This is a genomic window from Ruegeria sp. SCP11, assembly GCF_040329455.1.
Taxonomy (GTDB): domain Bacteria; phylum Pseudomonadota; class Alphaproteobacteria; order Rhodobacterales; family Rhodobacteraceae; genus Ruegeria; species Ruegeria atlantica_E.
This window is the reverse complement of sequence record NZ_JBDZYG010000009.1, coordinates 96,012-116,096: the sequence shown is the minus strand read 5'-3', so window position 1 is coordinate 116,096 and position 20,085 is coordinate 96,012. Positions and strand designations below refer to the sequence as shown.

Annotated in this window: 19 protein-coding genes; 8 read left to right on the top strand and 11 right to left on the bottom strand. The window is 58.6% G+C overall.

The features are described from left to right. Positions 1–132: 132 nt before the first annotated feature. The 3 genes from rpsT to mutM all read right to left on the bottom strand — a co-directional run bounded on the left by rpsT (position 133) and on the right by mutM (position 2,316). The gene (gene rpsT, locus ABLN94_RS15190) at positions 133–396 is read right to left on the bottom strand and encodes a 30S ribosomal protein S20 (RefSeq protein ID WP_170491168.1); all 264 of its coding nucleotides are present in this window, start codon (positions 394–396) and stop codon (positions 133–135) included. A 225-nt stretch (positions 397–621) separates the two neighbouring features. Beyond that, complete coding sequence (locus ABLN94_RS15185; RefSeq protein WP_352993669.1) at positions 622–1,398, bottom strand: enoyl-CoA hydratase; 777 nt, start codon at positions 1,396–1,398, stop codon at positions 622–624. Positions 1,399–1,464: 66 nt separating this feature from the next. Then, a complete protein-coding gene (mutM, locus tag ABLN94_RS15180) occupies positions 1,465–2,316 on the bottom strand; it encodes a bifunctional DNA-formamidopyrimidine glycosylase/DNA-(apurinic or apyrimidinic site) lyase (protein ID WP_352993667.1) in 852 nt (283 codons plus the stop codon). 86 nt (positions 2,317–2,402) lie between these two features. Here mutM and ubiE point away from each other — a divergent pair, with 86 nt between their 5' ends. Both ubiE and ubiB read left to right on the top strand, forming a co-directional pair. Continuing rightward, on the top strand, positions 2,403–3,155 hold the full coding sequence (ubiE, locus tag ABLN94_RS15175) for a bifunctional demethylmenaquinone methyltransferase/2-methoxy-6-polyprenyl-1,4-benzoquinol methylase UbiE (RefSeq protein WP_352993665.1): 753 nt from the start codon (positions 2,403–2,405) through the stop codon (positions 3,153–3,155). Next, positions 3,155–4,684 (top strand): 2-polyprenylphenol 6-hydroxylase, encoded by a 1,530-nt coding sequence (ubiB, locus tag ABLN94_RS15170; RefSeq protein ID WP_352993663.1) that lies wholly within the window; start codon positions 3,155–3,157, stop codon positions 4,682–4,684. The genes ubiE and ubiB overlap by 1 nt, the downstream gene beginning before the upstream one ends. A 94-nt stretch (positions 4,685–4,778) precedes the next feature. On the opposite strand, the gene ABLN94_RS15165 is transcribed toward ubiB, so the two are convergent. Further along, complete coding sequence (locus tag ABLN94_RS15165) at positions 4,779–5,954, bottom strand: acetyl-CoA C-acyltransferase family protein (RefSeq protein WP_352993661.1); 1,176 nt, start codon at positions 5,952–5,954, stop codon at positions 4,779–4,781. A gap of 117 nt (positions 5,955–6,071) precedes the next feature. Here ABLN94_RS15165 and ABLN94_RS15160 point away from each other — a divergent pair, with 117 nt between their 5' ends. The 5 genes from ABLN94_RS15160 (at position 6,072) to ABLN94_RS15140 (ending at position 10,749) form a co-directional block, all read left to right on the top strand. Beyond that, entirely contained in the window at positions 6,072–6,635 is a 564-nt protein-coding gene (locus tag ABLN94_RS15160; RefSeq protein ID WP_352993659.1) for a helix-turn-helix domain-containing protein, read from the top strand. Positions 6,636–6,745: 110 nt separating this feature from the next. Next, positions 6,746–7,930, top strand: coding sequence for a glycine C-acetyltransferase (locus ABLN94_RS15155; RefSeq protein ID WP_352993658.1), 1,185 nt, complete (start codon positions 6,746–6,748; stop codon positions 7,928–7,930). 14 nt (positions 7,931–7,944) lie between these two features. Then, complete coding sequence (gene tdh / locus ABLN94_RS15150) at positions 7,945–8,973, top strand: L-threonine 3-dehydrogenase (RefSeq protein ID WP_170491497.1); 1,029 nt, start codon at positions 7,945–7,947, stop codon at positions 8,971–8,973. A 63-nt stretch (positions 8,974–9,036) separates the two neighbouring features. Next, on the top strand, positions 9,037–9,918 hold the full coding sequence (locus ABLN94_RS15145) for a tryptophan 2,3-dioxygenase (protein WP_352993656.1): 882 nt from the start codon (positions 9,037–9,039) through the stop codon (positions 9,916–9,918). 3 nt (positions 9,919–9,921) lie between these two features. Next, positions 9,922–10,749 (top strand): alpha/beta hydrolase, encoded by an 828-nt coding sequence (locus ABLN94_RS15140; RefSeq protein WP_352993654.1) that lies wholly within the window; start codon positions 9,922–9,924, stop codon positions 10,747–10,749. Positions 10,750–10,891: 142 nt separating this feature from the next. On the opposite strand, the gene ABLN94_RS15135 is transcribed toward ABLN94_RS15140, so the two are convergent. The 7 genes from ABLN94_RS15135 to pip all read right to left on the bottom strand — a co-directional run bounded on the left by ABLN94_RS15135 (position 10,892) and on the right by pip (position 19,257). Beyond that, positions 10,892–11,701, bottom strand: coding sequence for a DUF1963 domain-containing protein (locus ABLN94_RS15135; RefSeq protein WP_352993652.1), 810 nt, complete (start codon positions 11,699–11,701; stop codon positions 10,892–10,894). Positions 11,702–11,969: 268 nt separating this feature from the next. Next, on the bottom strand, positions 11,970–14,444 hold the full coding sequence (gene infB, locus ABLN94_RS15130) for a translation initiation factor IF-2 (protein ID WP_352993650.1): 2,475 nt from the start codon (positions 14,442–14,444) through the stop codon (positions 11,970–11,972). Positions 14,445–14,452: 8 nt separating this feature from the next. Further along, positions 14,453–15,076 (bottom strand): RNA-binding protein, encoded by a 624-nt coding sequence (locus tag ABLN94_RS15125; protein ID WP_352993648.1) that lies wholly within the window; start codon positions 15,074–15,076, stop codon positions 14,453–14,455. A 23-nt stretch (positions 15,077–15,099) separates the two neighbouring features. Next, positions 15,100–16,713 carry a transcription termination factor NusA gene (gene nusA / locus ABLN94_RS15120; RefSeq protein WP_352993646.1) on the bottom strand — a complete coding sequence of 538 codons (1,614 nt, stop codon included), beginning with the start codon at positions 16,711–16,713 and terminating at the stop codon, positions 15,100–15,102. Next, positions 16,713–17,303 (bottom strand): ribosome maturation factor RimP, encoded by a 591-nt coding sequence (gene rimP / locus ABLN94_RS15115; RefSeq protein ID WP_352993644.1) that lies wholly within the window; start codon positions 17,301–17,303, stop codon positions 16,713–16,715. Before rimP ends, nusA begins: the two co-directional genes overlap by 1 nt. Before the next feature lie 158 nt (positions 17,304–17,461). Beyond that, complete coding sequence (locus ABLN94_RS15110; protein ID WP_352993642.1) at positions 17,462–18,283, bottom strand: ABC transporter substrate-binding protein; 822 nt, start codon at positions 18,281–18,283, stop codon at positions 17,462–17,464. Then, positions 18,280–19,257: a prolyl aminopeptidase gene (pip, locus tag ABLN94_RS15105; protein WP_352993640.1), complete on the bottom strand. Its 978-nt coding sequence runs from the start codon at positions 19,255–19,257 to the stop codon at positions 18,280–18,282. Before pip ends, ABLN94_RS15110 begins: the two co-directional genes overlap by 4 nt. Positions 19,258–19,305: 48 nt before the next feature. Here pip and ubiG point away from each other — a divergent pair, with 48 nt between their 5' ends. Next, complete coding sequence (gene ubiG, locus ABLN94_RS15100; protein ID WP_352993638.1) at positions 19,306–20,052, top strand: bifunctional 2-polyprenyl-6-hydroxyphenol methylase/3-demethylubiquinol 3-O-methyltransferase UbiG; 747 nt, start codon at positions 19,306–19,308, stop codon at positions 20,050–20,052. The last annotated feature ends 33 nt before the right edge of the window (positions 20,053–20,085 follow it).

The window sequence follows — 20,085 nt, the reverse complement described above, 5'->3', positions numbered from 1 at the left end:
TTTGGCCGAAAGAATCTCTCAGTTTCGTGAAGGCGCGGCATTCCGGCAACAGCAACAAAAAGGCGCCACAGATTGTGACGCCTTTGTAAACAATTCAGCCTTGTTTTGTTGACCTAAGGTCAACCTGAGCGATTAGCCCAGCGCTTTAACGCGCGCCGACAGGCGCGACATTTTCCGCGATGCGGTGTTCTTGTGGAAGACACCTTTGGTGACGCCACGCATCAGCTCGGGCTGAGCGGCGCGCAGGGCTGCGGATGCAGCCTCTTTATCGCCGGATGCGATCGCTTCTTCGACTTTGCGCAGATAGGTGCGGATGCGCGAACGACGAGCTTTGTTGATTGCAAAACGCTTTTCGTTCTGACGAGCGCGCTTTTTAGCCTGGGGCGAGTTTGCCATGTGTTTCTGACCTTCGTTCGGTACGGTTATCTAAAGAAGCGCGTCACGGAATATCCGCACCGGATCAAAATCACGAGTGTGAGTCGGGCCAAGCGGGCCGCACGCGCATGTATAGCGGCGCTTGTTATCCAAGTTTGCCGCCTTTGCCAAGCTGATTCTTTGCCCTTATCTGGCGGCCATGAAAAAAGGCGGGTAAGGCCCGCCTGTCTCAAACTGTACTGAGCTTTACTTGTCGCGGAACTGGGCTGCGCGTTTTTCCAGGAAAGCGGCCATGCCTTCTTTCTGGTCTTCGGTCGCAAACATCGAATGGAAAACGCGGCGTTCGAACAGCAGGCCCTCGCTCAGCGTGACTTCGTAGCTGCGGTTCACGGCCTCTTTGGCGGCCATCGCGCTTAGCTGCGACTTCTCGGCAATCTTCTGGGCAGCGCCGATGGCTTCTTCCATCAGCTTCTTGGCTGGAACAACGCGGCTGACCAGCCCAGACCGCTCAGCCTCTTCCGCGTCCATGAAGCGACCGGTCAGGTTCATGTCCATGGATTTGGACTTACCAACAAAGCGCGTCAGACGTTGTGAACCACCAAGACCGGCGATGACACCCAGGTTGATCTCGGGCTGGCCAAACTTGGCTGTATCGGCGGCAATGATAAAGTCGCACATCATCGCCAACTCGCAGCCACCGCCCAGCGCATAGCCGCCAACGGCCGCGATGATCGGCTTACGGATCGCACCGATCCGCTCATTTAAATCGCCAAAGAGGTTCCCGTCGAACACGTCGACAAAGCTGAGCTCGGACATCTCTTTGATATCTGCACCCGCGGCAAAGGCCTTGTCCGACCCGGTGATGACGATGCAGCGCACCTTGTCATTGGCATCCGCTTCTTCCAAAGCCGTGCACAGTTCCGAGATCAGTTGTGAGTTCAGCGCATTCAGCGCGTCCGGTCTGTTGAGCTTGATAAGCCCGACGTGGTCTTCGATTTCGACGATGATCGTCTCAAACGCCATGAGATGTAAGCTTCCGGTTGTTCCGTTCAGGTACGATTCCTTATCACGCGAGAACGCTGGATCAAGTTATCTTTGGCATTGCGCGCAGTAGAAGGATGAGCGACCGGACTGAGTGATTCTCTTGATTGCGGCATCACAGCCCTCGGACCGGCACGGCTCACCCTCGCGGCCATAGACATCAAAGCTGTGCTGAAAATATCCAAGTTCTCCATCGGCTTGGCGGAAATCGCGCAGCGAAGATCCGCCCGCTTCGATGGCGTCCTGCAACACCTGCCGGATAATTGGAACCAACGCCGCCACCCTTACCGCAGAAATCTGTCCGGCCTTGCGACGTGGCGACACGCCCGCGCGATAAAGAGCCTCACAGACATAGATATTACCCAATCCGGCAACGATTCCCTGATCCAGAAGTGCGGATTTGACCGGGGTGTTTTTGCCCTCAAAGGCCTCGATCAAGTGCTGTTCGTGAAAATCGTTGCCCAAAGGCTCGGGTCCCAGAACCGCCAGCAGCTTGTGTTCCTCAGCTGTGGCCGTCGGCAACAAGTCCATTGCCCCAAACCGACGCGGGTCGTTGAACGTCACGCGCGCGCCATTGGCCATGTGGAACACCACGTGATCATGTTTCTCGGGCATCGGATGCTCATGCACGAACTGTCCCAGCGGATCGCCCGACACCGTCATCCGCCCGGACATCCCCAAATGGATCAATAAGGTTTCTCTACTACTGAGATCGGCCAAGATGTATTTCGACCGCCGTCTTAGCCGATCCACCCGCTGCCCGGTCAGCCGCTCAGCCATGCGCTCAGGGAAAGGCCAACGCAGATCAGGCCGGTTTACATCCGCCTGTTCGATCACCACGCCCTCCATGGCAGGGCTCAAGCCGCGTCTTACTGTCTCGACCTCGGGCAATTCCGGCATTACACGGCTCCTATTCCAAAGGGCCGCATTGTGCCCCGGTTCCAGAGCCCTATAACAGAGGCGAAATTCGACAAACGGCAAGGCAAATGTCCGACAACAGCGACAAGACCACTCATTTCGGGTTCGAAACCGTCCGCGAGGCCGACAAGGCCGGGCGCGTGCAGGGCGTATTCAACTCCGTCGCCTCGAAATATGACGTGATGAACGATGTCATGTCGATGGGCATCCACCGGGTCTGGAAGGACGCGATGATGGACTGGCTGGCCCCGCGCCCCGGTCAACGGCTGCTGGATGTGGCAGGCGGCACAGGGGATATTTCCTTCCGCTTCCTGAAACGTGCAGGCTATGGCCACGCGACCGTTCTGGACCTGACCGAGCCGATGCTGGTCGAAGGTCGCCAGCGCGCCGAGGCCGACCAGATGGCCGACAGCCTGAACTGGGTGGTGGGCGACGCGATGGCGCTACCGTTCGAAGACAACACCTTTGACGTCTACACGATCTCATTCGGCATCCGAAACGTGACCCGCCCGCAAGAAGCGTTGAACGAGGCATTCCGCGTTCTCAAGCCCGGTGGTCGCCTGATGGTGCTGGAGTTCAGCCAGTTGCCAAATGACGGTCTGCAGAAACTCTATGATCTTTACAGTTTCAACGTCATTCCGCGCATGGGTAAGCTGATCGCCAATGATTACGACAGCTATCAGTACCTGGTGGAATCTATCCGCAAATTCCCAGATCAGGAGACGTTCCTGAACATGGTTCGCACGGCCGGTTTCGAAAACGCCAAGTACCGCAATCTCAGCATGGGCATCGCCGCGCTGCATTCCGGCTGGAAGATTTAATGCGCGGCCCTCACAACATCATTCGCCTGATCCGCACAGGCGCCACCTTGGAGCGCACCGGTGCCATGAACGTGGTCTTGGACGCGTTCGAAGCCCCGCGCGCAATACGTTTTCTGGCGCATGCCTTGGGTAAGCCGTTCCAATGGCTGGGCTACAAGGGTGATCCCGACATGCCGCCCGCGACGCGCGCACTGACGGCGCTCGGGCCTGCCTATATCAAGTTTGGGCAGGTGCTCTCGACCCGACCCGACGTGGTTGGCGACGAACTGGCCGAACAGTTGCGCGTGTTGCAGGACAAGCTGCCACCGTTCTCTCGGGCCGAGGCCATGGCCGAAGTGACCAAGGAACTGGGCCAACATGTGGACGATGTGTTCTCGGAGTTCAGCGAACCCATCGCTGCGGCCTCCATCGCGCAAGTGCACAAGGCCAAACTGACCAGCACAGGCGAAGAAGTCGCGGTCAAAGTCCTGCGCCCCGGCATCGAACGTGCCTTCCGCAAAGATGTTGACGCGTTCTACTTTGCTGCCCGCATCGTCCAATTGTTCGCCCCAGGCGCGCGCCGCCTGCGCCCAATGGAGGTGATCGAACATTTCGACGGCGTGGTGCGTGGTGAACTTGACCTGCGCCTGGAAAGCGCCGCCGCCTCGGAATATGCCGCCAACACCAAGGATGATGCCGGGTTCTGGTTGCCGCCCGTGGTGTGGTCACTGTCAGCGCGCCGAGTCATGACACTCAGCTGGGCCGACGGTATCCCGCTGGGAGAAAACGAAGCGTTGGACGCAGCCGGCCACAACCGCCGCGATCTGGGCGAACGGGTCCTGCGCCTGTTCCTTTTGCACGCCTTGCGCGATGGCTATTTCCACGCTGATATGCATCAGGGCAACCTCAAGGTCGCCGCGAACGGTGATATTATCGCCTATGATTACGGCATCATGGGCCATATCGACGAATACACCCGCCGGGTTTACGCCGAGATCCTCTTTGGCTTCATCCGTCGCGACTACAAACGCGTGGCCGAGGTCCACTTCGAAGCAGGCTACGTCCCCGCCAATCAGGACGTCGACGAATTCGCCCGAGCCCTGCGCGCAGTGGGCGAGCCGATCTTTGGAATGGACGCCACCCGTATCTCGATGGGCCGCCTACTGAACTACCTGTTCGAAGTCACCGAACGCTTCGGCATGGAAACGCGAACCGAATTGATCCTGCTGCAACGCACGATGGTTGTTGTCGAAGGCGTCGCGCGCTCCCTCGACCCGCATATCAACATCTGGGAGGTCGCCCGCCCGGTAGTTGAGGACTACATCAAGAAATCCATCGGCCCTCGCGCCGCGCTGCGTGATTTCAGCAAAACCGCAATGGTGCTGGCACGTTTCGGCCCACGCCTTCCGGGATTGGTTGAAAACGCGCTGATCGCGCAGACGCAAAAGGACGCACCCAAAGGCATCGGCCTCCGATCCCAACTGCTGCCTGCCTCGCTGGGTGCTATCGCGGGTGCCGTCCTTGCCTGCCTGTTCCTGACATTGGGCTAACGCGGAACCCGCCTGCTTCATTTGGCCAAAAATTCCTCGGGGGAATCGCGCGTCCGCGCGATGGGGGGCAGACAGCCCCCTACCCAAGCTCTGGTCAGAGCCGCTCGATGGCCAAGGCAATCCCTTGCCCGCCTCCGATACACATAGTGACCAGCCCTTTGGACCCACCGATGCGCTCCAATTCATACAGCGCCTTCAATGTGATGATCGCCCCGGTCGCCCCAACCGGGTGACCCAGAGCAATTGCACCGCCATTCGGGTTCACCTTCGCCGCATCCAGCCCAAGCTCCTGATTGACTGCCAGCGCCTGCGCCGCAAAGGCCTCGTTGCTTTCGATCACGTCAAAGTCGTCTACCGACAGACCAGTCTTGTCCAACAGGTTCCGCACCGCAGGAACTGGCCCAATGCCCATCACCTCGGGACGCACTCCGGCATGAGCATAACCCAGCACCCGCGCCTTGGGCTTCAAGCCGGCCTTCTCAGCCGCATCCGCGGTCGCCAGAACCATCGCCGCCGCGCCGTCATTGATACCCGACGCGTTGCCCGCAGTCACACGTCCATCCTTTTGGAACACAGGTCGCAATCCAGCCAACGCCTCGACGGTGGTGGCCTTGGGATGCTCATCGACCTGGAAGTCGACCATGTCGCGTTTGACCTTGACCTGCACGGGCGCGATCTGACTGTCAAAATAACCTGCCTCGATGGCCGCCGCCGCGCGGGACTGGCTGGTCAGAGCGAATTCATCCATTTGCTCGCGACTGATCTGGTGTTCATCTGCGACATTCTCGGCGGTCACGCCCATATGTCCCGTACCAAACGGACAGTTCAAAGCCCCCAACATCATGTCCAGCGAAGACACATCGCCCATCTTTGCACCCCAGCGCGCCTGCGGAACGATATAAGGGCTACGCGACATACTCTCAGCCCCACCTGCCACCGCAAACTCCGCATCCCCCAGCATCAAGGACTGCACTGCCGACACAATCGCTTGCGCCCCCGAGCCACACAGCCGGTTCACATTCATCGCTGGCGTCCCGTTCGGAATTCCCGCCTGCATCGCCGCGACGCGCGACAGGTACATATCGCGCGGCTCGGTGTTGATCACATGACCAAACACCACATGCCCGATTTGAGCGCCCTCGACCCCTGACCGCTCCATCGCTGCTTCAGTTGCCACTGTGGCCAAATCAATCGGCGCGGTCGACGCCAGTGCTCCGCCAAAGGTTCCAATTGCGGTGCGGGCACCGTCCAGCAATACGATATCGGTCATGTCTGTCTCCTCCAGGATTCGGCGCCAGTATGCACCTGCAGCATAAACATGTCCTATGAGACGTCCCGTCACGGTTAGAATTGACAATCATCTGCTCAGGGCGCATGAAATTCCGTCATGACGGAGAACACTGACGATATCCTGACACGCCTACCTGCTCGCCTGAAAGAGGCGCGCCGGGCCAAGGGCCTGTCTTTGGAAGCCGTGGCCAATCTCAGCGGTGTGTCCCGCTCGATGGTCAGCCAGATCGAACGGGGTGAAAGCAGCCCCACCATCTCAACCCTTTGGAACCTGACCCGTGCCCTTCAGGTCGATTTTGCGGGTCTGCTGGAAGAGTCCAACACCACCGATCAGGTGGAAGTGCTGCGCAAGGCCGAAGTGCCCAGCATCGACAATATGGGCCAGAAATGCCGTATCCGCATATTGTCCCCACCAGAAGAAGCCGGAGGGCACGAGGTTTACGATATCGAGTTCGATGCGGATGGCGCCCTGAACAGCCAACCCCATGCACGCGGTGCACGGGAACAACTGACAGTGCTGGAAGGCGCGGTGCGCGTGACCTCAGGCACCGCGTCCCGTGACCTTCAACAAGGTGATACAGCGCGTTACGCAGCAGATGTTGCGCACTCGATAATCGCCAATGGCCCGGCGCGCGTGTTCCTGATCGTTAAGAACGCCTGACATCAGCGATTTTCCGCCTTTACGGATTTTTTTCTTAAATATTGTAATTCCCCCATTTGGGAATTACATCCGTTATGTTAGATATGCGACTCACATTAACGGAGACCGCCATGGCAGACGCATTCCTGTCCCACATCACGGACACCCTCGCGCAGATCGAATCCGAAGGTCTGTATAAACGCGAACGAATGATCACCTCGCCTCAGGGCGGTGAAATCACGGTGGGCGACAAGCAGGTGATCAACCTGTGCGCCAACAACTATCTGGGTCTGGCCGATCACCCCGCGCTGATCGACGCCGCCAAAGGCGCGATGGAGCCCAAGGGGTTCGGCATGGCCTCAGTCCGGTTCATCTGCGGGACGCAGGATATTCACCGTGAGCTGGAGCAGAAGCTGGCCAAGTTCCTGAACAAGGACGATGCGATCCTGTTCGCCGCCTGTTTCGACGCCAATGGCGGACTGTTTGAGCCTTTGTTAGGGCCAGAAGACGCCATCATCTCGGACAGTTTGAACCACGCCTCGATCATCGACGGCGTGCGGCTGTGCAAGGCCAAGCGCTATCGCTATCTGAACAACGACATGAACGACCTCGAAGCCTGGTTGAAACAGGCGCGCGAGGACGGGGCGCGACATATCATGATCGCGACCGACGGCGTGTTCTCGATGGACGGCTATCTGGCCAACCTTCCGAAGATCCGCGAACTGGCTGACAAGTACGATGCCATCGTCATGGTTGACGACTGCCACGCCACCGGTTTCATGGGACCGAGCGGCGCGGGCACACCTGATCACTTTGGCGTCGACGTGGACATTCTGACAGGGACCTTGGGCAAAGCACTTGGTGGGGCAATCGGCGGCTACATCGCCGGGCCGCAGCCAGTGATTGATTTGCTGCGGCAGCGGGCGCGGCCCTATCTGTTCTCAAACTCGCTGCCACCTTCCATCGTCGCCGCAGGAATTGAGGCGATCCGTCTGGTCGAAGAAGGCGACATGCTGCGCGCCCAACTATTCGGAAACGCAAAGTACTGGCGCGCGGGGCTCGAGAAACTAGGCTTCGACTTGCTGCCGGGAGAACACCCGATCATCCCTGTCATGCTGGGTGAAGCAACGCTGGCGCAAGACATGGCCTCGCGGCTGTTTGACGAGGGCGTTTATGTCTCCGGTTTCTTTTTCCCCGTCGTTCCGCGCGGGCAAGCGCGGATCAGAACACAGATGAATGCGGCTCTAACAAAGGACGAATTGGACCGTGCACTGGCAGCCTTTGGTAAGGTCGGCAAAGAATTGGGAGTAATCTGATGCGACCCAACACAATGAAAGCTTTGGAGAAATCCAGGCCCGAGGAAGGTTTGTGGATGGTGCAGGCCCCTGTGCCCGAGATCGGGCCGGAGGAAGTGCTGATCAAAATCAACAAGACCGGCATTTGCGGCACCGATATCCACATCTGGAACTGGGACGACTGGGCCGCCGCCACCGTGCCAGTGCCTATGATCACTGGCCACGAATTCGCGGGCGAGATCGTCGAGATCGGACGCAACGTGAGCGGTCTTGAGATCGGCCAGCGTTGTTCAGGCGAAGGTCATCTGATTACTACGGACAGCCGCCAGAGCCGGGCCGGGAAGTTTCACCTCGACCCCGGCACGCGCGGGATCGGTGTGAATGAACAGGGCGCTTTTGCTCAATACCTGAAACTGCCCGCCTTCAACGTGGTACCCTTGCCGGATGACGTGCCGGATGAGATCGGAGCCATCCTCGACCCGCTCGGAAACGCCGTGCACACCGCGTTGAGCTTCGATTTGCTGGGAGAGGACGTTCTGATCACCGGCGCTGGTCCCATCGGCATCATGGCCGCCGCCGTTGCGCGCCATGCCGGCGCGCGCCATGTGGTGATCACCGATATCAACCCAGACCGTCTGAAATTGGCCGAACACGTAGTGCCGACTGTCCGCACCGTCGATGTGTCCAAGGAAGACCTGCAGGACGTCATCACCGAACTGGGCATGAAAGAGGGATTCGACGTCGGGCTGGAAATGTCCGGCTCGCAGATCGCCTTGGACCAGATGGTCGAAGCACTGGTGATGGGTGGGAAAATTGCTCTACTTGGCATTCCACCCGGAAAATCGCCGGTCGATTGGTCACGCATCGTATTCAAGGCCATCACCATCAAAGGCGTTTATGGGCGTGAAATGTTCGAGACCTGGTACAAAATGATCGCGATGTTGCAGAACGGTCTGGATGTCAGCCGGGTCATCACGCACGAGCTGAAGGTCGACGATTTCACCGAAGGTTTCGCCGCGATGAAATCGGGCCGGTCGGGAAAAGTGGTTCTGGACTGGACCTAACGCTCTGGAATTGCGTGGGTTCAGCCCCTACACATGGGTGAACTCACGCGTTTGGAGGAGCACATGGGCGACAAAGACGATCGGTATCTAGAACGCGGGATCGAGGACTCTCTGGTCACCGATTTCGCGCAGACTCACCGCAAGAGCTATGGCGATTTCCTTCAACTCAAGACTCTGCTGAACCTGCAAAAGACCTTTCAGGACCCTGCGCAACCCGATGAGATGCTGTTCATCATCATCCATCAGGTCAGCGAACTGTGGCTGAAGCTGATGCATCACCAATTGGTCGAGGTGCGCCACTTCCTGCAACAGGACGATTTCGGCCCAGCGATGAAGAACCTCGACCGGGTGAAGGCGATTCAGCGGCAGTTGATCTCAGCCTGGGAGACACTGCTGACCATGACACCAGCAGATTACATGACCTTTAGGCAGGCGCTGGGGAATTCCTCGGGTTTTCAAAGCTATGGCTATCGCCAGATCGAATTCATTCTGGGAAATAAGGATGCCTCGACCTTAAAAGTCCACGAACATGACCCCGAAGTCATGGCGATGCTAGATGATGCGCTAACCAAACCGTCGCTGTATGACGAAGTCCTGTTCATGCTGGCTCGCCAGGGGTTTGAGGTGCCACAGGACCTGCTGGACCGCGACTTCTCGCAACCCTATTCCGGCGACCCACGCGTGGTAAAAATTTGGGTGCAGGTTTTTTGCGACACAGACCGGCATTGGGACCTCTACGCATTGGCTGAAAAGCTGATGGATGTAGAGTCCCTTTTCCAGCGCTGGCGCTTCGATCATGTCACAGCGGTCGAGCGCGTGATCGGAGACCAACCCGGCACCGGAGGGTCCAGTGGTGTGTCCTTCCTGCGCAAAGCCTTGGATTTGAGGTTTTTTCATGATCTTTACGATATGCGCACCGAACTGATGTATGCGGATCAGGAGTAAACCATGCTGTACCGGGGTTTCACTCAAGCCGAACTGGATCAGGAATACTCACCCCGCTCGATGATAGGCGGTGACCTGACTCCTTATCTGGAGAGTTACGCCGCACTCAGCGCACAGCATCGGGCCCAGATGGACGTGATCGGGAACATATCATACGGAGACGGCACGGCTCAGGTTCTGGATTTCTTTCCCGCGCGCGTGACCAACGGTCCGCTGCACGTGTTCATCCACGGCGGCTACTGGCAGGCACTGAGCCAACGCGAATCGGCCATGATGGCGCCCGCCATTGTTGAGGCAGGAAATGCCTTTGCGACGCTGAACTACACACTCGCCCCAGCCGCGCGCATCGGCCACATGATCGCAGAGTGCCGGGACGCACTGCTCTGGCTGGCAGCCAACGCGCGTGATCTGGGCTTCGACCCGTCGCAGATTACCCTGTCGGGGCACAGCGCCGGGGCACAGCTGGTGAGTATGGTCATGGCGACCTCGGCCGACGCACTGGCCCGTTCCGGGCTACGCGTCCGCGATGTGATTCTGATCAGCGGGGTCTATGATCTGGAACCGATCAGCCTGACCCCCGTCAACGACCCGCTTCAACTGACCCCGGTCGAGGTGCATGATTTGTCCCCGATCCTGAACCTGCCCGCCCCTGGCCCACGCTATCACATTACAGTGGCCGAGCGGGACACGCCTGAGTTCATCCGCCAGAGCCGCGACTATGCCGAATTTCTGCGCAAGGGCGGACATTCGGTCAGTTTCGATCTGAAGTCGGGGATGCAGCATTTCGACATTATTATGCATCCAAGTACGTTTCTGCCCGCATCACGGTAATCAATTGTATTGGGCATCAGAAAGTTTTGATCTTTGCGTCGCACTCCGGTTCAACCAATACAAACCGTACATTTTGCCCGAGCCTCGAATGTCCGGTTCGGGCCCACTTCGACGGATGCTGCGCAATGGGCGAAGGTCTGCTTCAGTAGCAATCCCCTCTGATCACCCATGAATCAGCAGTCTTGAATATGTAGAATGAACCTGTATCGCCGAGAAACATTTTGCCTTTGTCGTTCGAGTCGACTTGAAAGAAGAACTGCGCATCTTTTGGCCAATCAGCACCCTGAATCCATGTAGGCCAACCGCCAACTTTTACCGGGCACTTGTTGCGAAGTTCGAAATATCGATCAGATGAGTATTTGCTTTTAAAGAACCAATCATCTGCGGCAGCTTGCGCAACATTTGTTGGCACTTCGTCGGCCATGTCTTCCCAGCTTGGCTGTTCAGATATCGTTTCACGCCAGAAAATAGGAAAAGTGGGTAGATCGGAGCTTTCCCTGTAACCGACCCCAAGAGGGACAAGTTTATCGATGTCAGTGTACGTCCGAACAAGAAATCCATTGCCGTTTTCTGCACCCCAAAAGGTGGATGATTGCAAATCCATCCAAATATTTATGACTGCAAACTCTTCGAAGGCGGGCGGAATTTCTGGTAATTCATCAACACGAATTTGCAGCACAGGATGCATAGCCCGTCCCGACTGGCTGCATACTGGGACATCCTCATCTTGCGCACCTAGAAAATTTCCACCCCACCAGCTCGCAGCCCTGTTTTCCTTTTGGGGTTTGCTCCCGCCGATCTCCCCGAGAATTGCAGTTGTCGCCAGTTCATCCAGTCGATTCACAGCAGTTTGCATTTCCTGCTGTGTGGGTTCGGCAGCCTTGGTGTCCGAGACTTTAGGTCGGGCAACTGGTTGGGAAAATAGAGACTTAATCCGATCTAGAAATGGCATGTCATCTTCTTCTTAAATCTATCGTCTCCTTAATATCTGGAAAGACTATATAGTGCGATAGCAGTCATTCGCGCTGTTACAGAGAACGGCAGGAAGGTCCGCTCAGCCGACGTTAAATCAAATTCACTCCGTGTTCAGGTCAGGATTGCATGACGCGAAGTGTTTCTGAGATGCCGAAACTCGCGGACAAGACAAAAAAGGTAATCAACGGCCAACAAAAAAAGCGGCCCAAAGGGGCCGCTTTTCATAATTTCTTTTCCGGACCGGATCAATCCAGCGTACGCGTAACCTCTTCACGCTCGAAGATTTCGATCACGTCGCCCTGACGTATATCGTCATAGTTTTCGAACGCCATACCGCATTCCTGACCCGACTGAACCTCGGCCACTTCGTCCTTGAAACGCTTCAGCGTCTTCAGCGTGCCTTCGTGGATCACCACGTTGTCGCGCAGCAGGCGGACACCTGCGGAACGGCGGGCAACACCTTCGGTGACCAGACAGCCAGCAACCTTGCCAACGCCGGTGACCTTGAAGACTTCGCGTATCTCGGCGTAGCCGATGAACTTCTCGCGGATCTCGGCGCTCAGCAGGCCAGATGCGGCCGCTTTCACGTCATCCACGAGGTCATAGATCACCGAGTAGTAGCGGATCTCAACACCCTTCTGGTTCGCGGTGTTCCGCGCCGATGCGTTGGCACGGACGTTGAACCCGAAGATCGGTGCACCTGAAGCTTCGGCAAGACCGACGTCTGTCTCGGTGATCGCACCCACGCCCGAATGCAGAACGCGCACGCGCACCTCGTCGTTGCCGATCTTTTCCATCGCCTGAACGATGGCTTCGGCCGAACCTTGTACGTCCGCTTTCATCAGAATCGGCAACTCGGTGACGTTTTCGTCTTCCTTGGCTTTCTGCATCAACTGCTCAAGGGTGGTCGCGGCGCCAGCGGCAGCGCGTTTGTCCTTGGCGGCCTGTTCGCGGTAGGCGGCAATCTCACGGGCCTGCGCTTCGGTCTCGGTCACGTTCAGAACGTCACCGGCCTCGGGCGTACCGTTGAGACCCAGAACTTCGACAGGAACCGAGGGGCCAGCTTCTTTGACGCGTTCACCCTTGTCGTTGATCAGCGCGCGGACCTTACCGTACTGCTCACCCACAACGAAGATGTCGCCCTGATGCAGCGTACCGTTCTGAACCAGAACGGTGGCGACCGGGCCGCGGCCCACATCCAGCTGCGCCTCGATCACGGCACCCTGGGCGGCGCGGTCGGGGTTGGCTTTCAGTTCCAGAATCTCGGCCTGCAGCGCGATGGCTTCCAGCAGTTCGTCCAGACCTTGACCGGTGATGGCAGAGACTTCGACGTCCTGAACCTCACCCGACATTTTTTCGACGATGACTTCGTGCTGCAACAGATCGGTCCGCACCTTGTCGGGGTTCGCATCCGGCTTGTCCACCTTGTTGATCGCCACGATCATCGGCACTCCGGCCGCTTTCGCGTGGTTGATCGCCTCGATCGTCTGCGGCATCACCGCGTCGTCAGCAGCAACAACCAGAACCACGATATCCGTGACCTGAGCACCGCGCGAACGCATCGAGGTAAAGGCCGCGTGGCCCGGTGTATCCAAGAAGGTCAGCGTGGTGCCGCCATCGGTTTTCACCTGATACGCGCCGATATGCTGGGTGATTCCCCCGGCTTCACCGGCGACAACACGCGCATCGCGAATCGCATCCAGCAACGAGGTCTTACCGTGGTCGACGTGACCCATGATGGTAATTACCGGCGGGCGCGGCTGCAGGTCTTCTTCCTTGTCTTCGACTTCTTTGATGACGTCTTCAACGTCCGAATCAGAGACACGGGTAACCTTGTGGCCAAATTCTTCGATGATCAGTTCGGCGGTGTCTGCGTCAATGGTCTGGTTCTGCGTGACCATCATGCCCATCTGCATCAGCGATTTGACCACGTCAGCCACACGCTCGGCCATACGGTTGGCCAATTCCGAAACCACGATCGCCTCGGGCAACTGAACGTCGCGGATTACCTTTTCCCGCTCGACCGGGCCGCCCATGGCTTTCTGACGCGCACGCTCTTGCTTGCGCTTCATCGACGCCATCGAGCGTTGGCGGTTGCCTTCACCACCAGTGGCCTGACCTAGTGTCAGCTTACCGGAACGGCGGTTGTCGTCACGACCCTTGCCACGACCACGCTGTTCACGCTCGCGATCCTGCTTGCGCGGAGTCGCTGCGGGTGCCGGCTTGCTGGCCGGGGCGCGGGCGGCTTTGGGTTCTTCGGGGGCCGGCGCTGCTGCGGCGCGTTTGGCAGCTTCTTCTGCCTCTTTGCGCTTACGCTCTTCCTCTTCAGCCTTCTGACGCGCACGTTCTTCGGCCTCACGCTGTTCGCGTTCCTTGGCTTCCTGCTCGGCACGACGACGGGCACGCTCTTCCTCGCGCGCCTTTTCGGCAGCCTCACGGGCGGCGGCTTCTTCGGCCTCACGCGCCTTGGCGGCCTGCAGTGCCTTCATCCGGCGCGCCATTTCAGCGTCAGAGATACCCGCAGGGCGGCGCGACGGATCACCCGACGGCGTTGCTCCGCCACCCGGTTTGCCGGCGCCCGGCTTGGGAACCACCACGCGTTTGCGTTTGGTTTCCACCACGACATTCTTGGTACGTCCGTGGCTGAAACTCTGTTTCACATTTCCGGGGCGTGCCCCGCCACGAAGACCCAATGTCTTTTTGCCGTCATTATCGCTCATAAAGCTTCTTACCCTTCCGCGCGGCCCCTGCCGCCGTCATCCGTTTCGCGCAAGCCACGCAGGCGCTGCGCTTCCTCTACAACACGTTTGGCGAGTCCACCAGAGGCCAAGGCCGCATGAATCACGGTTTGGCGCCCAAATGCCTGTCCTAACTCGTCCGCCGTGAGCCATCCGATGTATTTTCCGAAGTGCGGCGTGCTGAGTTTCGACTTGCCGCGCCCCGATCCGTCGGTGGCCTGAATCAGCACCTGGGCTTCTTCCCGGTCCAGCCACGTCTTGACCTTTTCGTATCCGGCGACCGCGTCGCCGGACTTGCGTGCCAGGCTCAGCAATTCGATCACCCGGCGCGCAACCTGTTTTTCGACCTCTTCGCTCAGGTCTTGCGGCACGCTCACTTGCGCCTTGAACCCACGTGCGAACAGCTTCTTGCCCACGGCCTTTTCCAGTGCAGCACGATCCGCCGCCACATATACCCCGCGCCCCGGCAATTTCGCCGCGACATCCGGATAGACCTGACCGTCCGGCCCCGTCACAAAGCGGATCAGCCCGTATTTGGGCTGAACCTCGCCCGTGGCGATGCACTTGCGTTCGGGTCCTTCGGACCGATCCTTATGGACGCCACCGCGACCCATGTGCGCACCCCGAGGCCCTGAGATCAGGCCTCGGCCTCCTCTTCAGCAACTTCGCCGTCTTCTTCGGCTTGCTCCAGTTCGGCCGGATCAACCCAACCCAGCATGATGCGCGCGGTCATGACCAGATCCTGCGCTTCTTCCAGCGAAACGCCGAAAGGCTCAAGCACACCGTCATCCTTGATACGCTCACCGTCGACCGTGGTCCAGCCGCCCGCCAGTTCCCAGTCGGCGCAGGTGGCAAAGTCTTCCAGCGTTTTCACGTCGTCCTTCGCCAGTGCCTCTACCATCTGGGGAGTCAGTCCCTCGAATTCAATAAGGCTGTCCTCGGCGCCCAGCGCACGGGCACTGTCCAGTGCCGCTTTGGCCTGTGCTTCCAGGAATTCACGCGCACGGGTCTGCAACTCTTGCGCAGTGCCTTCGTCGACGCCGTCGATCACCAGCAGTTCGTCGATCTCAACGTAGGCCACTTCTTCGAGGTTGGTGAAGCCTTCCGAGACCAGCAGTTGAGCGAAGAATTCATCCAGATCCAGGCTGTCCATGAACAGCTTGGTGCGGGCTTCGAACTCTTTCTGACGACGTGCCGATTCTTCGGCTTCGGTCATGATGTCGATGTCCAGACCAGTCAGTTGGCTGGCCAGACGCACGTTCTGACCGCGGCGACCGATGGCTAGGCTCAGCTGTTCTTCGGGAACAACAACTTCGATCTTGCCGGCTTCTTCGTCCAGAACAACCTTTGAAACTTCTGCGGGCTGCAATGCGTTCACCAGGAAGGTCGGCTGATCTTCATTCCACGGAATAATGTCGATCTTTTCGCCCTGTAGTTCGTTCACAACGGCCTGAACACGGCTACCGCGCATACCAACGCAGGCACCGACGGGGTCGATCGAACCGTCATACGAGATCACAGCGATCTTGGCGCGCGAACCGGGGTCACGGGCCACGGCTTTGACCTCAATGATGCCATCATAGATTTCCGGCACTTCCATCTTGAACAGCTCGGCCATGAATTCCGGCGCGGTGCGCGACAGGAAGATTTGGTGGCCACGGGCTTCGCGGCGGACTTCCTTAATGTATGCGCGTACACGGTCATTCGGGCGATAGCTTTCGCGACCGATCTTGTCGTTGCGACGCAGAACGGCCTCGGCACCGCCCAGATCGACAATGACATTGCCAAACTCTTCGCGCTTGACCGCACCGTTGATAATGGTGCCTGCGCGATCCTTGAATTCTTCGTACTGACGGTCGCGTTCAGCTTCGCGGACCTTCTGCAGAATTACCTGCTTGGCAGATTGCGCAGCGATCCGGCCCATTTCAACCGGCGGCACTTCTTCAACGAAGACGTCACCAACCTCGGGCGATTCCATATATTGCTTCGCTTGCTCGACGGTCATCTCAGCCTGGTAGTTCTCCAGCTCGTCGTCCTCAACCACGGTACGGACGCGGGTAAAGGTCGCCTTGCCCGTCTTGCGATCGATCGACACACGGATGTCCATCTCGGCGCCGTAACGGCTCTTGGCGGCACGGGCGAGCGATTCTTCCATCGCTTCGACAACCAGACCGGGGTCGATCATCTTTTCGCGGGCCACGGCCTCGGCGGTCTGCAGCAGCTCCAGCTGGTTGGCTGAGGTGATTGCCATCAGTTCGTCTCCTCTTCGGACCCTTCGGTCTCAATCTCGTCGAAAGCGTTTTCGTTCAGGGCACCGGCGTCTTTGCGCTGGCGCAGCATTTCCTTAATCAGGTCATCGGTCAGGACCAGCTTGGCGTCGCTCAGCCAGTCGAATTGCAGACCGATTGTGATCGTCTCATCCCCTTCGGGAAGGTTGATCAGAACCTCGTCCCCTTCGATCCCGGCCAGTTCGCCTTTGAAGCGGCGACGACCGTCGATCAGTTCCGAGGTTTCCAGCTTGGCCTCATACCCCTCGAACATCTCAAAATCCTTGAGACGGGTCAGCGGGCGGTCGATGCCCGGGCTCGACACCTCAAGCGTATAGGCGTCAAGAATCGGGTCCTCGACATCCAGCGTGGCACTGACCGCGTTGGAAATCTCGGCGCAGTCATCCACTTCGATGCCGCCCTCAGGCTTGTCGGCCATAATCTGCATTGTGGTGGTTTTGCCGCTCATCAGGCGGATACGCACAAGTTCATACCCCAGATCCTCGATCACGGGGGTGATGATCTCGGCCAGTCGCCGGTCAATGGCAGCTTTGGCAATAAGGTCGTTTGTCATCAGGTTCTCTACCCTTCGAACGGGCACAAAAAAACGGGCGCGCGGCCCGTCGAAATTTCCGGTGGAGCCCCGGACCGAAGCCCGACACGCCGCTGTTGAAACTGCATATACGCAGGGTTTCCCGAATCTGCAACCCCCGGTGGGATTCGTGAACGGATTTACGCCAGCCACCACCGTTCGGCAATGCGCCCGTCATCCAGGCCGCGCGCCGCCCCGATTTGGCGCGGCATACCGACATGCGGGGCCACCGCCAGTGCCATATCCGATTCGCTGGGGTGATAGCGCAGGCCACGCTGCCCTTTCAGTTCATTGCCTTCGGGCAGGGCCGCCACATCCACATATCCATCCCGCAAGGCCTCGGCCCGAACGCGAGCATCTGGGATGACAATAATCTCGAACGTCTCGGCCCACCCGGCCGTGTTGTCCTTATAGTGTCCTGCCACCTTGCGACCCAGGAAATGACGATCATCCTCGGCCCGTTCAACACGATAACACCCGGTGCCATTGGCCACGTGCAGAGGTGTGACGCCCTGCCCGTCGCGGGTGATGACAAAGCGGTTATCGGCTAGCAGGAAAGGCAGACCTGGGTTGGCCTCGGCCAATTCCAACTGCACAGAGCTTTCTGACAGAGCCTCAACCTGCCCGACCTCGCGCAATACCGCCGCCACGTCGTTCACATTCAACGCCAAGTCATCATGAAAGGTCACACCCTGACGCAATTCAAAACGCCAGACGCGTGCGTCGGCATCCGTGTGCCAACCGGTCGCCAACTCACCGCGCAAAGTGCCGTCGGGCGCGATTTCGGTCAGTGTGTCGAAAACGGCTCCGCGCGCCAACTGTTCCAGACTGTCATCGCGCGGCACCGCCAGCCGCAACGTACCGCCCGCTTTTGGTGTATCCGCCAACGAAGCCCCCGTCGCCGCCAACAAAGCGGCTGCGGCACCCGAGGCAAACAGAGCACGGCGATCAATCCGGGTCATACGACCTCCTCGGCCACGCGGTCCATGATTCGGACCAGTTCGGCGCTGATACCGGGTTCGGACAGGGCGTGGCCCGCGTTGCGTACCATCTTCAGTTCGGCATTTGGCCAGCGTTGGGCCAGGTTCCAGGCCGCTTGCGGCGGGCAGATCATATCATAACGCCCCTGCACGATATGGCCGGGGATATGTGCGATCTTGTCCATCTGATCCAAAATCTGACCATCTTTTTCAAGGAAAGCGCCGTTGATGAAATAGTGATTCTCAAGCCGCGCAAAGGCGCGCGCGTATTCGCCGGGACTTTCCCCAGCCCCACCATTCGCATGGATTGACGCCAGCGCATTCTCCCACGCTGACCAAGCCCGGGCATATAGAATTTCGGTTGCGCGATCTCCCGAGAACAGGCGTTTATTATAGGCGCTGATCGCGTCGGACAGTTCTTCTTTAGTCAGCAGTGCGGTGAACTTCGCCCATTGCTCGGGCCAGAACTTGCCCGCGCCACCGCCATAAAACCACTCCAGCTCGGCCTGCGTGGCCAGGAAAACCCCGCGCAGCACCAGTCGATTGACGCGATCCGGGTGCGCCTGCGCATAGATCAAAGCCAGAGTCGCACCCCAGCTGCCGCCGAACACGGTCCAATCCTCGATATCCAGCAAGGTGCGCAGCCGCTCGATATCGGCCACCAGATGCCATGTCGTGTTGTCGACCACCGACGCATGGGGGCGCGACCGGCCACAGCCGCGCTGATCAAACAGAATCACCCGGTAGATATTCGGGTCAAAATAGCGCCGCATCGCCGGGCTGCAGCCACCACCCGGCCCGCCATGCAAGATCACAACAGGTTTCCCATTGGGATTACCGCATTGTTCCATGTAGATACGATGGCCTTCGCCCACATCCACCATGCGCTGATCGAAAGGGTCGATCGGCGGGTAAAGATATTGAACTGCGCGCTTTTGGTCCGGGTACTTGTCCATTATGGCCCTATATAGTCCTTACACGTAAAAGAGCATACGGAGACAGGAATGCAAGCGCATCCGAACACTGTGGACCCGTCCGAGATCGCAAAATTCGAAGCGATGGCCGCGGAGTGGTGGGATCCTCACGGTAAATTCAAGCCTCTGCACATGCTGAATCCCTGTCGTCTGGACTATATCACACAACAGATTGCGGGCGAATTTGACCGTGATTTGAAAGCCTCGCGCCCGTTCGAAGGGCTGCGTTTGCTGGATATCGGCTGCGGCGGCGGGCTGCTGAGCGAACCCATGGCGCGCCTTGGGGCTACGGTCGTCGGAGCCGACGCCGCGGCAGGCAACCTACCCATTGCCCGCATCCATGCGGAACAATCGGGGCTCGAGATCGACTATCGCCACACGACTGCCGAAGACATGGCCGCCGCAGGTGAACAGTTCGACGTAGTGCTGAACATGGAAGTGGTCGAACACGTGGCCGACCCGCTGTCCTACCTGACTGCAACGCAACACTTGCTGAAACCCGGCGGGTTGGAGATTTGCTCAACCATCAATCGCAACCCGAAATCCTATGCCATGGCCATTTTCGGGGCCGAGGTGGTCATGCGCTGGCTGCCGCGCGGCACCCATGAATGGAACAAGTTCATCACCCCCGATGAGCTGTTCGACCTGCTGCGCCAGGCCGGGCTGGACCCGGTGGACCGCAAGGGGTTCGTGTTCAACCCGGTTCTCTGGAGCTGGTCGATTTCGGACCGTGACTTGAGCGTGAATTATGTGACGGCGAGTGTGAAGCCGGGGTAAGTGCTGGGCTTTTCTAAAGTTTACTCGGCGAAC

What these genes read in the sequence shown, in the direction of transcription:
- rpsT (WP_170491168.1), bottom strand. Translation starts at nt 396, where the DNA reads ATGGCAAACTCGCCCCAGGCTAAAAAGCGCGCTCGTCAGAACGAAAAG.
- ABLN94_RS15185 (WP_352993669.1), bottom strand. Translation starts at nt 1,398, where the DNA reads ATGGCGTTTGAGACGATCATCGTCGAAATCGAAGACCACGTCGGGCTT.
- mutM (WP_352993667.1), bottom strand. Translation starts at nt 2,316, where the DNA reads ATGCCGGAATTGCCCGAGGTCGAGACAGTAAGACGCGGCTTGAGCCCT.
- ubiE (WP_352993665.1), top strand. Translation starts at nt 2,403, where the DNA reads ATGTCCGACAACAGCGACAAGACCACTCATTTCGGGTTCGAAACCGTC.
- ubiB (WP_352993663.1), top strand. Translation starts at nt 3,155, where the DNA reads ATGCGCGGCCCTCACAACATCATTCGCCTGATCCGCACAGGCGCCACC.
- ABLN94_RS15165 (WP_352993661.1), bottom strand. Translation starts at nt 5,954, where the DNA reads ATGACCGATATCGTATTGCTGGACGGTGCCCGCACCGCAATTGGAACC.
- ABLN94_RS15160 (WP_352993659.1), top strand. Translation starts at nt 6,072, where the DNA reads ATGACGGAGAACACTGACGATATCCTGACACGCCTACCTGCTCGCCTG.
- ABLN94_RS15155 (WP_352993658.1), top strand. Translation starts at nt 6,746, where the DNA reads ATGGCAGACGCATTCCTGTCCCACATCACGGACACCCTCGCGCAGATC.
- tdh (WP_170491497.1), top strand. Translation starts at nt 7,945, where the DNA reads ATGAAAGCTTTGGAGAAATCCAGGCCCGAGGAAGGTTTGTGGATGGTG.
- ABLN94_RS15145 (WP_352993656.1), top strand. Translation starts at nt 9,037, where the DNA reads ATGGGCGACAAAGACGATCGGTATCTAGAACGCGGGATCGAGGACTCT.
- ABLN94_RS15140 (WP_352993654.1), top strand. Translation starts at nt 9,922, where the DNA reads ATGCTGTACCGGGGTTTCACTCAAGCCGAACTGGATCAGGAATACTCA.
- ABLN94_RS15135 (WP_352993652.1), bottom strand. Translation starts at nt 11,701, where the DNA reads ATGCCATTTCTAGATCGGATTAAGTCTCTATTTTCCCAACCAGTTGCC.
- infB (WP_352993650.1), bottom strand. Translation starts at nt 14,444, where the DNA reads ATGAGCGATAATGACGGCAAAAAGACATTGGGTCTTCGTGGCGGGGCA.
- ABLN94_RS15125 (WP_352993648.1), bottom strand. Translation starts at nt 15,076, where the DNA reads ATGGGTCGCGGTGGCGTCCATAAGGATCGGTCCGAAGGACCCGAACGC.
- nusA (WP_352993646.1), bottom strand. Translation starts at nt 16,713, where the DNA reads ATGGCAATCACCTCAGCCAACCAGCTGGAGCTGCTGCAGACCGCCGAG.
- rimP (WP_352993644.1), bottom strand. Translation starts at nt 17,303, where the DNA reads ATGACAAACGACCTTATTGCCAAAGCTGCCATTGACCGGCGACTGGCC.
- ABLN94_RS15110 (WP_352993642.1), bottom strand. Translation starts at nt 18,283, where the DNA reads ATGACCCGGATTGATCGCCGTGCTCTGTTTGCCTCGGGTGCCGCAGCC.
- pip (WP_352993640.1), bottom strand. Translation starts at nt 19,257, where the DNA reads ATGGACAAGTACCCGGACCAAAAGCGCGCAGTTCAATATCTTTACCCG.
- ubiG (WP_352993638.1), top strand. Translation starts at nt 19,306, where the DNA reads ATGCAAGCGCATCCGAACACTGTGGACCCGTCCGAGATCGCAAAATTC.